Origin of the sequence: Filibacter tadaridae (assembly GCF_900609045.1) — a bacterium.
Taxonomy (GTDB): Bacteria; Bacillota; Bacilli; order Bacillales_A; family Planococcaceae; genus Sporosarcina; species Sporosarcina tadaridae.
Genome location: NZ_UXAV01000042.1, coordinates 387,223 through 402,417 on the forward strand (window position 1 = coordinate 387,223; position 15,195 = coordinate 402,417).

Consider the following 15,195-nt stretch of genomic DNA (forward strand, 5'->3'; position numbering starts at 1 on the left):
TAAATTAACACAAGAAAAGAATCCGTGCTTGGAATCTTTTCTTCTATCAAATTAAATGTAAATCATGAAGACCGCAAAGAACCCGGCCTTCATGATTCATAAAACTAAGGTATTATTTCTTTTTCACAAATTCTGGAACTTCAATTTCGCCTTCGGAAATTTTCTTAGCGAATTCATCGATCTCAGCAAGAACATCTTCTGGAATTGCGCCACGAGAATCAGCAAGTGCTACACCGTCATCATGAAGACCGAAAGTTTTCACTTCTCCGCCTGGGAATTCGCCCTTAGCAGCCAATTCAGCTACTTCTTTAACTGCATTATCTACACGTTTAAGCATAGAAGTCAACGTGATATTATCATCGCCGACCTGGCCTTCTTCGTACTGGTCAGAGTCAACACCAATTACCCATACATTTGCATTTGCATCTGCTTTTTTACGTTCTTTTGCTTCAGCAAACACACCATTACCTGAACCACCAGCCGCATGGAAAATAATATCTACGCCTGAAGAATACATACGGTTTGCAGCCGCTTTACCAAGTTCAGCTTTTGCAAAGTCGCCTGTATATTGTATATCAACTTCAAGATCAGGTTTTACTGCTGCAACTCCTGCAACAAAACCTGCTTCAAAACGTTCGATTACCGGAATTTTCATGCCGCCGACAAATCCAATTTTATCACTTTTCGTCATTTTAGCAGCTGCAACTCCTGCTAGGAATGCACCTTCTTGTTCTTTAAACATGATGCTTGCAACGTTCGGAAGATCCGAAACTTCGTCTACAAGTGCAAAATGAGTATCTTTACGTTGTGTAGCAATCTCTTCGATTGCATCTTTCATTAGGAAACCAATTCCGTAAATGAGATCAAACTCACGTTGAACTAGTTTGTTAAGGTTCGGTGCATAATCAGCAGCTTCTGATGATTGTAGATAATCAAATCCACCATCGCCTTTTTTAAGATCATGTGCTGCACCATATTCTTTGATACCTTTCCAAGCGGATTGATTGAACGATTTATCGTCAACTCCACCCGTATCCGTTACCATCGCGATTGAGAAGCTTTCTTTATCCGCATCGCCTTTCGAGCTTGAATCACCCTTGTCTTTATCTGTTCCACATGCCCCAAGTATTGTTCCCGCTGCCAGAACCATTGATAGTGCAAGACCAAATTTGCGTTTGCTCATTGTTGGAACCTCCCCTTTTTACTTTTTTATTAGTATGACGCTTTAGCGTCTTATACCCTTTTTCGGACAACATGAAAGCTGAATTTATCAGCCCTGAAATAATTTTTCGAGTAAAGAACCATTTCGCCTTCCTCACTGTAGTGTTGTTGTAGAAGAACAAGTAACGGAACATCAACACCGCATCGAAGAATGGGTGAGGCCACATCATCATACCCAACTGGTTCAATATGTGTTACCGCTTGATCAATCCGGATTTCCCCCGACTTTTCAATCGCGTCGAATAGGGAATCACTCACTAGTCTTTCTACCCCTAAAGGAAGATTTTTTGAAAGTACTTGATCGATACAGTAGACAACTGGCTCACCGTCTGCTGTCCTTACTCGCTTAATTGTGGTTATTCGATCTTCATCACTGCAATCAAAACGCGCAGCATTTTCATCGCAAGGTTCTGTTTCCGAAACATCCATGAAAATAGTGCCCGGCTCCATTCCTGCATCCCGAATCATAGAAGACACGCTTGACAAGTGTTCGATACCTGAAGAAAATAACGGTTTTGGATTCACAAAAGTTCCAACACCGTGTTTTCGTACGATGACTTTATCTTCTTCAAGCACTCGTAAAGCTTCTCGTAGTGTTGCCCGGCTAACACCGAGTGATCTTGCAAGGTCGAACTCTGAAGGAAACCGTTCGTTCTCTTTGAACACACCCGATTCAATGTCTTGTTTCAGCCGTTCAATCACCTGTACATATAAATGTCTTTGATCCGTCTTTACCATCACATCATCTCCCCCCTGACGAGGTCAGACCTCTGATGTTGAACATCACTACTAATCATCCATACTATATCACTTTCAACTTCGAAAATAAACAACAGTTCTAAAAAAAAATAGATTAATGTTTGTTTAAACTGCTGAAATGTACCTATTCTGCTGTTCTTTTAAGGATGTATGTCCGAATCATCCCTACTAATAAGCACTTGTCGCGGTTTACTTCCTTCAGGCGGCCCAACGACACCACGTGCTTCCATCTGGTCAACAATTCTAGCTGCCCTTGAATAACCAACTCGAAAACGACGCTGTAACATTGAAACAGATGCTGTCTGCAATTCCGTGACAAGCTGAACCGCATCATCATAAAGCTCGTCCGTTTCCTCATGAGGTTTAACTTCTTCAATATCAGAAGGAATCATTTCTTCCTGATACTGTGCCTTTTGTTGTTCAATAACAAAGTCCACAACCGCTTCCACCTCGCTATCCGATACAAAAGCCCCTTGTATTCTGACGGGTTTTGACTTACCAGCAGGAAGGAAGAGCATATCGCCTCTACCGAGTAGCTTTTCTGCCCCCCCACTGTCTAGTATCGTTCTGGAATCAATTGCTGAAGAAACAGCGAATGCAATGCGTGATGGGATATTCGCTTTTATAATGCCTGTGATAACATCGACACTTGGTCTTTGTGTAGCGATTATCAGATGAATTCCTGCAGCCCTTGCCATTTGAGCAAGTCGGGTTATAGAGTCTTCCACATCACTGGATGCAACCATCATTAAATCCGCAAGCTCGTCAACAATGACGACTATATACGGCATGCGCGGATGTTTTTCATCATTCTCTTCGTTCCATACTTCGATATGATCATTGTACCCTTCGATATTTCGTGTACCTGTATGTGAAAAGAGTTCATAGCGCCTTTCCATTTCGGAGACAACTTTTTTCAATGCGATTGATGCTTTACGTGGGTCTGTTACTACAGGAGCTAAAAGATGGGGAACCCCATTATATACATTCAGCTCGACCATTTTAGGATCAATCATCATCATTTTCACTTCGTGTGGTTTTGCACGGAGTAAAATACTTACGATGATCCCATTAATACAGACACTTTTACCACTTCCTGTTGAACCCGCAATTAAAACGTGTGGCATCTTGTTCAGTTCCGCAAGCATCGCTTGACCTGTCACGTCACGTCCGAGTGATATCATTAGTTTTGAATCTGGTCGATTATTTTCTTTTGCTTCAATGACTTCGCGCAGACTAACGACAGCAACTGAATTGTTCGGCACTTCGATACCGATTGCGGATTTCCCGGGTATGGGTGCTTCAATCCGGATACCACTTGCAGCTAGGGCTAGCGCTATGTCATCTGCCAAACTAACGATGCGACTCACTTTCACTCCCGTGTCGGGAAGTATTTCATATTTCGTAACGGCTGGTCCGAGATGCACTTGTGTTACTTTCGCCTTAACACCGAAACTAAGAAATGTCCGCTCCAATTTCTGTGCATTTGCTTGAATAGAATTGTATTCTTCCGTTTGATCATTATGGGGTGTCTGTTTTAGTAGATGCGCAGGAGGTAAGATATATGATTCATTCTCTTCTTCTCCTGTTACACCGGTATATGTGACAATTTCTCCAGTACTTTCAACAACCTCTTCCACTACAGCGTCTTGCTCATCGTTGGATGGCTCATCAATTCGTTCAGTAAAAGCGGAAATGATTGGCTGGGATACAATTTCTTCATAGTCCGGTTCCGGTATAACCGCATCCCGTTGCGGCTCTGTAGCAGGTTCTGATGCTTTTTTCTTCGAACGGGTCTTTCTGGGCGTATCGGGTGGATCACTTTCGGGTTTTTCTTTTCTTGTAAACAGTTCTTTTGTCGATTCAATCAGTTTTGGAAAACGTTCTACAATATAGGGTACGAGTGCTTTTCCAGTTAATAGAATAAAGCCGATTAAGAACAATAGAACTCCTGCAACTGTTGCGCCAGCCGAGTCGAATAATGCATGGAACATTGCAAACAACACTGCACCAATCATTCCTCCGCCAAGCGCACCGCTTCTTGACGCAATTCCGTCATTTAAAATTAGCACCTTCCACGTTTCTTTGAGAACAGAATTGGTCATTAATACTCTGCTTTCATATAGCTCTTTGAATAAATGGACATGACTAAATAACACGAGACCCGCAAGAATGAACAAACTACCGATGAAGATACGATTTTTCCAACCACCCATTTTTTGTTTAATCATAAACATAAGCGCTTGTATAATAAGTAACAGTGGAACTGCACCATGCCAGTTTCCGAATATGAATCGTGAAACTGAAGATAGACTTCTGCCAGCCACACCGAACTCAAAAATAATAATAACGGCAAGACCGATCATTGCAAGACCGATCACCTCGTATAATAACGGATTCAAGTCGGACGAACCTTTTTTCTTTGCGGTGGATTTACGTCTCTTTTTTTTGGACTTTTTTGACACAATATCCCTCCTTTACAAAAAAGGATTTCCCACCGTACAGACGGCAAGGAAATCCTTGGATGGTACTTGAATACCCTTTAATATTCCATGATTATTGGAATAATCATCGGTCTTCTCTTCGTTTGTTGATATAAATAAGAACTAAGCGTGTCTCTAATCTCTTGTTTAATGTTTGTCCATTCGAACGTCTCTTTATTCACATATTTCTCTACAATTTTTGTGACAAGCCTCCTAGACTCTTCAAAAAGCTCCTCAGACTCACGTACATAAACGAAACCACGTGATACAATTTCAGGCCCTGCTGCAATACGTTTTTGTTTACGATTCAACGTTACAACGACCGTGAAGATACCATCTTGTGATAGAAGTTTCCGGTCACGTAAAACGATATTCCCGACATCTCCTACCCCGATACCATCAATTAGTACATTACCCGCTTGAACGCGGCCGCTCATACGCATTTTATTGTTTTTAAATTCAACAATATCCCCTTTATCCGCGATGAATACTTGCGACTTTTGAAGTCCAGTTTCTTGTGCAAGTTTTGAATGTGCAATCAACATCCGGTATTCACCTTGAATCGGTATGAAATAATCAGGTTGCATTAGATTCAACATCATCTTCAAATCTTCTTGACTACCATGTCCGGATACATGGACATTTTTGGTGGATGTTAGAAGAGTTGCGCCTGCTTTAGCGAGTTCATTCATCGTTTGGAACATCGATACTTCCATACCAGGTGAAGGTGTGAAGGTGATTAACACTGTATCCGACTCTTTTATGCGTATATCTTTATGGTATTTCTTCACAATTTTACTAAGCGCATCAAGTGGCTCACCTTTATTACCCGTTACGATAATTACAATTTTGTCATCGTCGTATTTACCGACTTCTTTCACAGGTATTACGATTTCCTCATCAACCGACAAATAGCCAAGTTTCAAGCCGACTTCGAAGTAGCTTTCCAGACTTTTTCCGACAACCGCCACTTTTTTACCAGTTTCCAATGCCTTGTCGAATACTTGTTGGATTCGGATAAAGTTCGAAGCATATAATGCGACAAGAATACGTCCTTCCGCTCGGTGGAATGTTGTAGAAAGGCCCGTTTCAATAACTGATTCTGATGTTGTGTATCCTGGGCGCTCCGCTTCCGATGAATCCGACATAAGGATGAATACCCCTTCTTCGCCAAGTGCCGCCATTTTCGAAATGTCCGGTCGATATTTCCCTTTGGCAGATTGGTCGAATTTAAATTCTCCCGTATGCACAATCGCACCTTCACTTGTATGGAATACAATACCCAATGAATCTGGAATGCTATGCGTTGTATGGAAAAATGTAACGTACGTGCGAGCAAAATTCATACGGCTTTTGTTCGTCACTTCAAAGAACTTGACTGAAGAGGGTGCCGGCATTTCCTTTAAATGTTCTTTCGCAAGAGCAATTGTCAATTTCGACCCATATACGGGTGCTTGTACTTTTTGTAAAAGGTACGCAATTGAACCAATCGCATCTTCATGACCATGCGTAAGGAAGATCCCTTTAACGCGGTGTTTATTTTCTTCAATGTAAGATAAATCGGGAATAACAATGTCAATGCCTAGCATTTCACTTTCCGGAAACATAAGACCCGCATCGACAATGAACAATTCTTCATCTATTTCGACAACGTACATCGCTTTTCCGACTTCCCCTACTCCTCCGAGAGGGATCACTCTAACTACTTCGTTTTTTGGTTTAATCACTTTTTTTCCTCCTATTGCTGAATGTCCGAAAAGGGAAATGGAATAGTTGTCGTTCAAAAAGGTGGATATCTTCAATCTACCACGTGAAGTAGTAACAAAATATACCACTCTCCTTAAAACCACCAACTATTTTCCCCATACTTTTTTAAACTCATGTTAGTTAAAAATTTCCGTCCCCAACGTCTATGTCCCATTATACGGGACATGTCCTATCTGCACAAACAAAAAAAGCCGGCAATCGATGCCGGCTCAGATTATTTAAATAGATGATCGGTCTTTTTATAGCTTTCCCATACTTCATCGAAAGGGATATTTCCTTCACTTCCAAAATCGGTTAACGGTAATCGGACACCGCCTGTGTGAATCCCCACTTTTTCCAATGCATATTTTACAAGTACGGGATTTGGTGCAGCGAATAATCCATGGAATAGCGGAAGTAAAGCTCTATGCATGCGTGCGGCTTGATCCGTCCGCCCTTCTTTGAATGCGTTCACCATCTGTTGCATCTCGTTGCCCGCAACATGGGATGCAACGGATACAACGCCTTTCGCACCTATCGCAAGAGCTGGAAGTGTCAGTGCGTCATCTCCACTGTACAGGGCAAACCCATTATCCGTCCCCGAAATAATGTCTACCATTTGGTCAAGACTTCCACTTGCCTCTTTGACAGCCCGTATATTTGGTATTTTGGATAACGCAATGAGCGTCTCCGGCAACATATTTACAGCAGATCGTCCCGGAATATTATACAACATCACAGGCAGCTTTGTTTCCGCAGCGACATGCGAAAAGTGTGCGAACATCCCTTTCTGATCGGGCTTATTGTAGTAAGGGGCAACGAGCATAATACCATCAGAACCCACACGCTCAGCCATTTTCGTTAGCATGACCGTTTCTTTAGTCGAAAATGTTCCCGTTCCCGCAATGACTGGGATACGCTTATTAACTGTTTCAATCGTAAATGATAGTAACGCTTCTTTTTCAGCCGCAGAGAGGGTAGGTGATTCACCGGTCGTCCCACAAACGACCAATGAATCTGTTCCATTCGCAATTAAATGTTCCACCAGTTTGGCTGTTTTATCATAATCGATGTCTCCCGCTGTTGAATAAGGTGTGACCATAGCTGTCGATATCTGTCCAAGTTCCATTAAAATCAGCCCTTTACTGTAATCTATTACCTTCTTTAACGAATAAGACTTTCGGCGATTTGTATAGAATTCAACGCAGCACCTTTTAGCAAGTTATCCGCTACAATCCATAAATGGAAACCCGCAGGATGATCAGGATCTTTTCGAATTCGGCCGACGAACACATCGTCTTCACCTTCCGCGAATAAAGGCATTGGATAAGACTGTGTTGATGGATCGTCTTGAACGACTATACCAGGCGCTCCAACCAGCGCCTCGCGGATATCTTCTGCCGTTATACCAACTTTGCCGATTTCAATATAAACCGACTCGGAATGGCCCGTTACGACTGGAAGGCGAACACAAGTCGCCGAAACATGTAAATCATCATCACCAAAAATTTTTTTTGTTTCATTTATCATTTTCAATTCTTCTAATGTATATCCCGAAGAATCGAATGAATCTATTTGAGGGATGGCATTAAAAGCAATCGGATAATGCTTTGAAGCCCCAGCGGATGGGAGGATAGAGGCTTCGCTATCCGCTCGGTCAGCAAACTGCCCACTTTGGCTTTGAAGTTCAGCAATCGCTTCCGCTCCCGCTCCCGACACCGCTTGATATGTCGACACAATTATACGCTTCATCCCAAACTTTTCACGGAGTGGTTGAAGAGCTGTAACCATTTGGATTGTCGAGCAATTGGGATTCGCAATTATACCTGTATGATTTTGTAATGCATGCTCATTCACTTCTGGAACAACAAGTGGGATATGTTCTGTCATCCGAAATGCGCTTGTATTATCAATGACAACTGCTCCCCTAGTCACAGCCTCCTGTGCAAACATTTTCGAGATATTGCCTCCAGCACTAAAAAATGCAAGGTCAACCCCGTCAAAAGACTCGGGTACTGTTTCTTCGACAGTATACGTATTGCCACCCACTATAATTTCTTTGCCGGCAGATCTACTAGACGCAAGCAGTTTAATAGATTGCACAGGAAAATTGCGCTCAAGCAGTTTTTCAAGTATTTTCTTACCAACGGCTCCCGTCGCACCAACGATTGCAACACTTTTTGTAGTCATCTCTATCTCCCTTTCAGCTATCTTAGCGGATGTTGGAGAAATTATATCACATTCCAGAACTTTCTGTTGGAACTTTTCATTCTTTTTCGTGAATTATTAATAATGGTTGAAGTTGTGACTTTTCAAGTGCTGCAGCTGCCGCGGGTACCATTAGTGTGAAATCAGAGATAAGAGAGTTCGGTTTGTTGAACGGATCGTCCTGCCCGAAAGGTATGAAAAAAACATTTTTCATATTGAGTAGTTTCATAATATTTGCGGCATTCAAACCAAGTGCATCGTTTGTCGAAATTCCTAGAAGGACTGGACTCCCATTACGCAATGTTGCTTTTGCTGCCATTAACACTGGTGAATCCGTCGAAGCATTGGCAAAACGACTGATTGAATTACCAGTCATCGGCGCAATTATCATACAATCGACAGGATTTGTTGGTCCAAATGGTTCTGCGCTAACAATTGTGGAAATGACTTTTTCGCCTGTCGCCGCTTCTATTCTTTGGATCCACTCTTCTCCCGTTCCAAACCGAGTGGCCGCGGTCAACACAGAATGAGTAATAACAGGCACGACGGTCGCACCTGCATCTTTCAACGAGTCAATGACCGGGATGATTGCTTCATACGTACAATGCGAAGCTGTAATACCAAGCCCTATTCGCTTTCCTTTTAGCATTCAATTTCCCCTTTCATCTTCTATACATCCTCTCGAGTACATCTGCCAGAGCAGTTGCAGCATCGATGGGAAAGTGTTTTCCCGGTAATCCGAGGAGTACTGTATAGTATTCAGATGAATTCCCTTCCGTTAGGCAACCGGGCGCTGAAGCGAGGTCAAAAACGTTTATTTGTGCATCCTTCTTCAGTGTAAGCCAGGGTGCAGGTATCGTGTTGACAAGATTCCCTTCCATTAAATCAAAATCGTTCCTTAATTCCAATATATCGTAGCCTAAAGCATCAGCTTCTCCAAGTTGTGTATTTGAACGAGCGAGTATCGTCACTTCCGAACCGAGCTGCGACAGGACATATGCTGTCATTTTTCCCACTTTACCAAAACCTGCGACCAAGAATTGGTTTCCGGCAATGCTTCGTTTCTCGCGTGAATAGTATTCATGGACAAATGCCTCTGCCGTTAATCGTGCATTGACCCAGATGAATGGATCGTCTTTAAGATACGTGTGAATCTTAAAATCAGCTTGCTTGAACGGCTCGAGCCATTCGTCGGTAGTCCTTCCCACATACAGTTGCGCATCTTCCCTTATGAACTCGCACGGAATCATGCCATCCATTTGGAGTACTGGAAACACAATATGATGGGGTGCTAGTTCCACTATACGATTGCCAAGTTCCTCCGTGTACTGATTTGTCTCTAAATGATAGGTCTCATAGCCCCTTTTCTCCAAAATCTTGCTACAGGCAGCTATCCGTTTGTCCGCTCCAATGAAGAGCCATTTTTCATCAATCAAATTCATCAAGCTCATCCATACTTACTGTTTTTCCAAATAAGATACGGTGTTCACCAATTAACACAATTTCATTCCACGGGATAAACTCTTCTGACTTTTCTTGTCGATTACGAAATGAAAATCGACCAAATTTCTTCCTTATTTCAAATCCAACAATGTCACCCGTTTTACCATTAAAAATAAGGTCAGTATCAGCAAGATAGCCGTATCTAATTCCATCTTCCACTTGAATAAGCTCTTTTTGCGCAAGTTCTGATAGCAGCATTACAATTCCCCTTTCCTACATCTCTTCCATCATATGAATGAAAGCCCGGAAAGCTTACTTTTATTGTTGTTAAAAATCCATTTGATTGATTGCTTTTTCGGGTGCAATGATAGAAATGGCCCGTTGTCCGGAAAGAATTTCTTTTGCAAGTTCATGTATCCCCATCGCATCTACTGCATCGATAAGTGCAACGACTCCGTCAATAGTTTTATGTTCGTTTAGCATTAGCTCATTTTTTCCATTGCGGTGCATTCTGGATTCAGAGCTTTCAAGGCCAAGCAGGAAACCGCCCTTTAATTGCTCTTTAGCATTGTGTAACTCACTCTTTGTAATACCCGATTCAAGAATTGAATCAATTACCCGATCAATCGTATCAATCAGTTCCGGTGCATTTTCCGGGGCTGACCCACCATAAATGATGAATGAACCAGCGGTCCGGTATGATGAATAATACGAATAGATGGAATAGGCAAGTCCCCGCTCTTCACGGACTTCTTGAAATAACCTAGACGACATAGCGCCCCCAAGTATGCTATCCAATAGGATAAGGTTGTGAACTCGCGCGTCTTTCACTGTTAGCGCTGGGAATCCGATACAAATATGCGCTTGCTCGATGTCTTTGGTTTTCATAGTAACACCACTTTGAAACTCGGGATGTTTGCTATCGGCAAGCTGTCTTTGTATATTCTCGCTCTTAAACGTTCCAAACAGTTCTTCGATTAGCCCGATTAGCGAATCATCGTAATCACCTGCAATCGAGATGACTAGCCGATCAGGGGTATATAAGCGTTCCATAAAAGCAGCAATCATTTCTTTATCGAATGTCTCGATGGTCTGTTCATTACCCAATACTGGTTTACCGATTGGGTGTGACGGATACATGACCTGCCATAACCTTTCATCGACATCGTCATCCGGTGTATCTTCGACAGATGCTATTTCGTCAAGAATAACTGATTTCTCCTTGCTCATTTCGTTGTCATCGAATAAGGAATTGAAAAACATATCCGCCAATATTTTTAGCGCAAGAGGTGCATGGTGACCTAATACTGTCGTATAGATGCATGTCACCTCTTTTGAAGTGAAAGCATTGATGTCGCCACCTAAACGGTCAAACTCTTCTGCAATGGTCCGTGCGCTTCTTGCGGCGGTTCCTTTGAATAGCATATGTTCGATGAAATGAGCGATTCCTGCTTCCTGTGGATGCTCGTCACTGGACCCCGCTTCCACCCATATACCCAGTGCCAACGAACGGACATGCGGCATCCTTTCATGGACGATACGAACGCCATTATTGCATATGTATTTGTTTATCATTGAATGAATCCCCCTAATACACTAAAAAGAACAAAAAGCCTCCGATTTCACATGAAGTGAAGAGAGGCTTTCCATCCCGAAATTAGATACGTATATTATTTAGTTTCGTTTTTAGCAGCTTTTTCTTTTTCTTCAAGAATAACTGTTTTACGTGAAAGGTTTACACGTCCTTGGTTATCAATTTCAATTACTTTGACGAACATTTCCTCGCCCATTTTCAGAACGTCTTCTACTGCTTTCGTACGCTCTTCGGCAATTTCAGAAATATGAAGAAGCCCGTCTTTACCTGGGAACAGTTCAAGGAATGCACCGAATTTCTCAATACGCTTCACTTTTGCCATGTAATATTCGCCAACTTTAGCTTCGCGAACGATATTTTCAATCATTGCTTTCGCTTTGTTGTTCATATCGTTATTTGGCGAAGAGATATAAATCGTACCGTCTTGCTCTGTATCGATTTTAACACTTGTCTCTTCAATGATTTTATTGATAACTTTTCCGCCTGGTCCAATGACGTCGCGGATTTTGTCAGGATTGATTTTGATGACAATAATTTTCGGCGCGTATGCAGAAAGCTCCGTACGCGGTTCTGCAATTGCAGTAATCATGTGATTCAAGATTTTTAAACGGCCAATTTTAGCTTGTGCCAATGCTTCTTCTAAAATTTGACGGGATAGACCTTCGATTTTAATATCCATTTGAAGTGCGGTAATACCGTTTTCAGTACCCGCTACTTTAAAGTCCATATCGCCGAGATGGTCTTCCATTCCTTGTATGTCGGAAAGAACAGAGTAGTTTTCCCCTTTTTTCACAAGGCCCATTGCAATACCCGCAACTGGCGCTTTTAGCGGTACACCCGCGTCCATCATTGCCATTGTCGAAGCACAAATGGAAGCCTGTGAAGATGAACCATTCGATTCCAATACTTCCGCTACAAGGCGGATTGTGTAAGGGAAGTTTGTGTCATTTGGAAGAACTGCCGAAAGCGCACGTTCACCTAGTGCACCGTGACCGATTTCTCGACGTCCCGGTCCGCGGATTGGACCTGTTTCCCCAACACTGAAGTTCGGGAAGTTGTAATGATGCATGAAGCGTTTTGTTTCCTCCAGGCCAAGACCATCGATAATTTGCACTTCACCGAGTGCACCTAGTGTACAAATACTGAGTGCTTGTGTCTGACCACGTGTAAATAGCCCTGAACCGTGCGTACGTGGAAGGATTCCGACTTCCGATGCTAGTGGGCGAATTTCTTCCAGTCCACGACCATCGGGACGGATTTTCTCGTCAGTAATAAGGCGACGGACTTCTTCTTTAACGATTTGATCCAATATACCTTTCACTTGTTTCATTGTCGTTTCGTCCGCTTCGTTTTCTTTATAGCGGTCGACTACTTCTTTTTTCACTGCATTAATCGCATCTTCACGCGCATGCTTTTCCTGTGTTTGAATCGCGTTGATAAGATTCGTTTCACAACTATTTTTTATGTCGTTCATAAGTGTTTCGTCAAGTTTGAAGAGTTCAATTTCCATTTTTTCTTTGCCGACTTCAGCAACAATCATCTCTTGGAATTCAATGAGTTTAATGATTTCCGTATGTCCAAACATAATTGCTTCCAAAACGACATCTTCTGCTACTTCTTTAGCCCCTGCTTCAACCATGTTGATAGCATCTTTGGTCCCTGCGACAACTAAGTCAAGATCACTTTGTTCCAATTGTGCCGGTGTCGGATTCACAACGAATTGGCCGTTGATGCGTCCAATTTGAACACCCGCAATCGGTCCTTCAAACGGAATATCTGAAATGGATAATGCAAGTGAAGAACCAAGCATCGCAGCCATTTCGGATGTGCAATCCTGATCGACCGATAGTACCATTGAGATGACTTGTACATCATTACGGAAACCATCGGCAAATAGCGGACGAATTGGACGGTCAATCAGACGGCTCGTTAAAACTGCCTTATCTGAAGGTCTTCCTTCACGTTTAAGAAAACCACCTGGAATCTTCCCGACAGCATACATACGTTCTTCATAATTTACTGTAAGCGGGAAGAAGTCTAGTCCCCTCGAATTTTTTGAAGCCGTTGCTGTTGAAAGTATTGATGTATCGCCATAGCGTACAAGTGCTGCTCCGTTAGCTTGTTTTGCAAGTTGACCAACTTCAATCGTTAACGGTCTTCCTGCCCAATCAAGTGTATATACTTTTTTACCTGTCATTATTGAACCCCTCTCCATATTCCAGCCTAAACTGCATACGTTGTATGTATTACTAGTAGTGTATCAAAAAAGACACTACCATGTGTACTAATTCGGCGTTTATTCGAAAAAGAAGGACAAAAAGCGCCCACTTTCTAGGTTTTTCTTGTGTACAAAGAAAAAAAGCGGGCAAGGCCCGCTTTTCATAGTCATCCTATTAACGGCGTAGGCCGAGTTTAGTAATAAGATCACGGTAACGCTGAACTTCGTTTTCACGTAAGTATCTCAAAAGTCTTTTACGTGTTCCGATCATTTTGTAAAGACCACGACGTGAGTGATGATCTTTCTTATGAAGACGGAAATGCTCAGTCAGTGTATTGATCTCTTCAGTAAGGATAGCGACTTGTACGTCAGCTGATCCAGTGTCAGTATCATGAATTTTGAATTCATTGATCAATTCGTTTTTACGTTCTTGTGATATAGCCATCCTATTCACCTCCACTTTCAAAGTATCCCCAATTTCCTAGCAAACGTTGGTGATTCGCTTTGCCACGAAACGGTTCGTGCACTTTGGCACATCTTTATAATACCATGCACTTTATCGGAATGCAACAATCAACCTTATGCATTCAGTACCTCTTTTGCACGTTTTTTATCGTTTTCCATCTCTTCAATTAATGCTTCCGCTGATTTGAATGCAAGCTCCGGACGAAGATAGGCAATCCAATCTACCGCCACTTCTTTATCATACAAATCTCCGTCAAAGTCCAGCACATGAACTTCCACCACAGCTTGTATGTCCCCCGGATTATGGAATGTCGGTTTGACACCAACACTTGATACACCATCCAACGTCTTGCCGTCAAATGAGAAACGGACAGCGTAGACACCATTGGCTGGTAAAACCGTGTCTTTGTCAGGTTCAACGTTCGCTGTCGGAAAACCGAGTAGTCTGCCTCGTTTTTCGCCGTGGACAACATTCCCCACTGTGCGGAACGACCTGCCTAAAAGAGTTGCCGTTTCTTCTACATTGCCTTCTGAGAGGAGTTGACGGATACGTGTGCTGGATACTTTTTCGCCGCCATCAGTCACTTTCTCAACAATTGTCGTTCCGTACATATCTTCAGACAGTGCAGCCATTTCCACCATTGTTCCCGCGCCTTTTGATCCGAATGAGAAATCGAATCCAGCGGTTACATGTTTGACATTTAGTCCTTTAATAAAAATATCGATGAATTGTTGTGGTGAAAGTGATGCCAACGACCAATCGAATGTAACAACGAAAAGTGCATCGATTCCCATAGCGCGTAACAATCTGACCTTTTCAGGTTGTTGTGTGATATAGCCCACTTTATGTTCACCGCCACCAAAGAGATGGGATGGATGAGGGTCAAACGTCATGACAGCTGACTTTAGTCCAAGTTCTTTTGCTTTTCGTTTCGCTTCATAAATAACACTTTGATGTCCTTTATGTAACCCATCAAAGAAACCGACCGCAAGTGAATAATCGTCGTTACTATCTATTGTCACATTTCCTGGATAGTGCAATTTGTATATGTTCATTG

The 15,195-nt window shown here is 42.4% G+C and carries 13 protein-coding genes; all 13 read right to left on the reverse strand.

The annotated features are described in order from the left end of the window. Positions 1-112 precede the first annotated feature (112 nt). The 13 genes from FILTAD_RS11315 to FILTAD_RS11375 all read right to left on the reverse strand — a co-directional run bounded on the left by FILTAD_RS11315 (position 113) and on the right by FILTAD_RS11375 (position 15,193). Positions 113-1,183, reverse strand: coding sequence for a BMP family lipoprotein (locus tag FILTAD_RS11315; RefSeq protein ID WP_124070869.1), 1,071 nt, complete (start codon positions 1,181-1,183; stop codon positions 113-115). Positions 1,184-1,233: 50 nt separating this feature from the next. Next, on the reverse strand, positions 1,234-1,962 hold the full coding sequence (locus tag FILTAD_RS11320; RefSeq protein ID WP_124070870.1) for a GntR family transcriptional regulator: 729 nt from the start codon (positions 1,960-1,962) through the stop codon (positions 1,234-1,236). Positions 1,963-2,120: 158 nt separating this feature from the next. Continuing rightward, positions 2,121-4,445: a DNA translocase FtsK gene (locus FILTAD_RS11325; RefSeq protein WP_415579185.1), complete on the reverse strand. Its 2,325-nt coding sequence runs from the start codon at positions 4,443-4,445 to the stop codon at positions 2,121-2,123. A 77-nt stretch (positions 4,446-4,522) separates the two neighbouring features. Next, entirely contained in the window at positions 4,523-6,190 is a 1,668-nt protein-coding gene (locus FILTAD_RS11330; protein ID WP_124070872.1) for a ribonuclease J, read from the reverse strand. 254 nt (positions 6,191-6,444) lie between these two features. After that, the gene (gene dapA / locus FILTAD_RS11335) at positions 6,445-7,338 is read right to left on the reverse strand and encodes a 4-hydroxy-tetrahydrodipicolinate synthase (protein WP_124070873.1); all 894 of its coding nucleotides are present in this window, start codon (positions 7,336-7,338) and stop codon (positions 6,445-6,447) included. A 35-nt stretch (positions 7,339-7,373) separates the two neighbouring features. Next, positions 7,374-8,399, reverse strand: a complete 1,026-nt coding sequence (locus FILTAD_RS11340) for an aspartate-semialdehyde dehydrogenase (RefSeq protein ID WP_124070874.1) — start codon at positions 8,397-8,399, stop codon at positions 7,374-7,376. A 76-nt stretch (positions 8,400-8,475) separates the two neighbouring features. Then, the gene (locus tag FILTAD_RS11345) at positions 8,476-9,066 is read right to left on the reverse strand and encodes a dipicolinate synthase subunit B (RefSeq protein ID WP_124070875.1); all 591 of its coding nucleotides are present in this window, start codon (positions 9,064-9,066) and stop codon (positions 8,476-8,478) included. Positions 9,067-9,079: 13 nt separating this feature from the next. After that, the gene (locus tag FILTAD_RS11350; protein ID WP_124070876.1) at positions 9,080-9,859 is read right to left on the reverse strand and encodes a hypothetical protein; all 780 of its coding nucleotides are present in this window, start codon (positions 9,857-9,859) and stop codon (positions 9,080-9,082) included. Beyond that, positions 9,846-10,118 (reverse strand): YlmC/YmxH family sporulation protein, encoded by a 273-nt coding sequence (locus FILTAD_RS11355; RefSeq protein ID WP_124070877.1) that lies wholly within the window; start codon positions 10,116-10,118, stop codon positions 9,846-9,848. The genes FILTAD_RS11350 and FILTAD_RS11355 overlap by 14 nt, the downstream gene beginning before the upstream one ends. A gap of 69 nt (positions 10,119-10,187) precedes the next feature. Further along, complete coding sequence (locus tag FILTAD_RS11360; protein WP_124070878.1) at positions 10,188-11,435, reverse strand: M16 family metallopeptidase; 1,248 nt, start codon at positions 11,433-11,435, stop codon at positions 10,188-10,190. A 95-nt stretch (positions 11,436-11,530) separates the two neighbouring features. Next, positions 11,531-13,651: a polyribonucleotide nucleotidyltransferase gene (gene pnp / locus FILTAD_RS11365; protein WP_203229699.1), complete on the reverse strand. Its 2,121-nt coding sequence runs from the start codon at positions 13,649-13,651 to the stop codon at positions 11,531-11,533. Between the two features lie 196 nt (positions 13,652-13,847). Continuing rightward, positions 13,848-14,117 (reverse strand): 30S ribosomal protein S15, encoded by a 270-nt coding sequence (gene rpsO / locus FILTAD_RS11370; RefSeq protein ID WP_124070879.1) that lies wholly within the window; start codon positions 14,115-14,117, stop codon positions 13,848-13,850. A gap of 134 nt (positions 14,118-14,251) precedes the next feature. Continuing rightward, positions 14,252-15,193, reverse strand: coding sequence for a bifunctional riboflavin kinase/FAD synthetase (locus tag FILTAD_RS11375; RefSeq protein ID WP_124070880.1), 942 nt, complete (start codon positions 15,191-15,193; stop codon positions 14,252-14,254). Positions 15,194-15,195 lie beyond the last annotated feature (2 nt).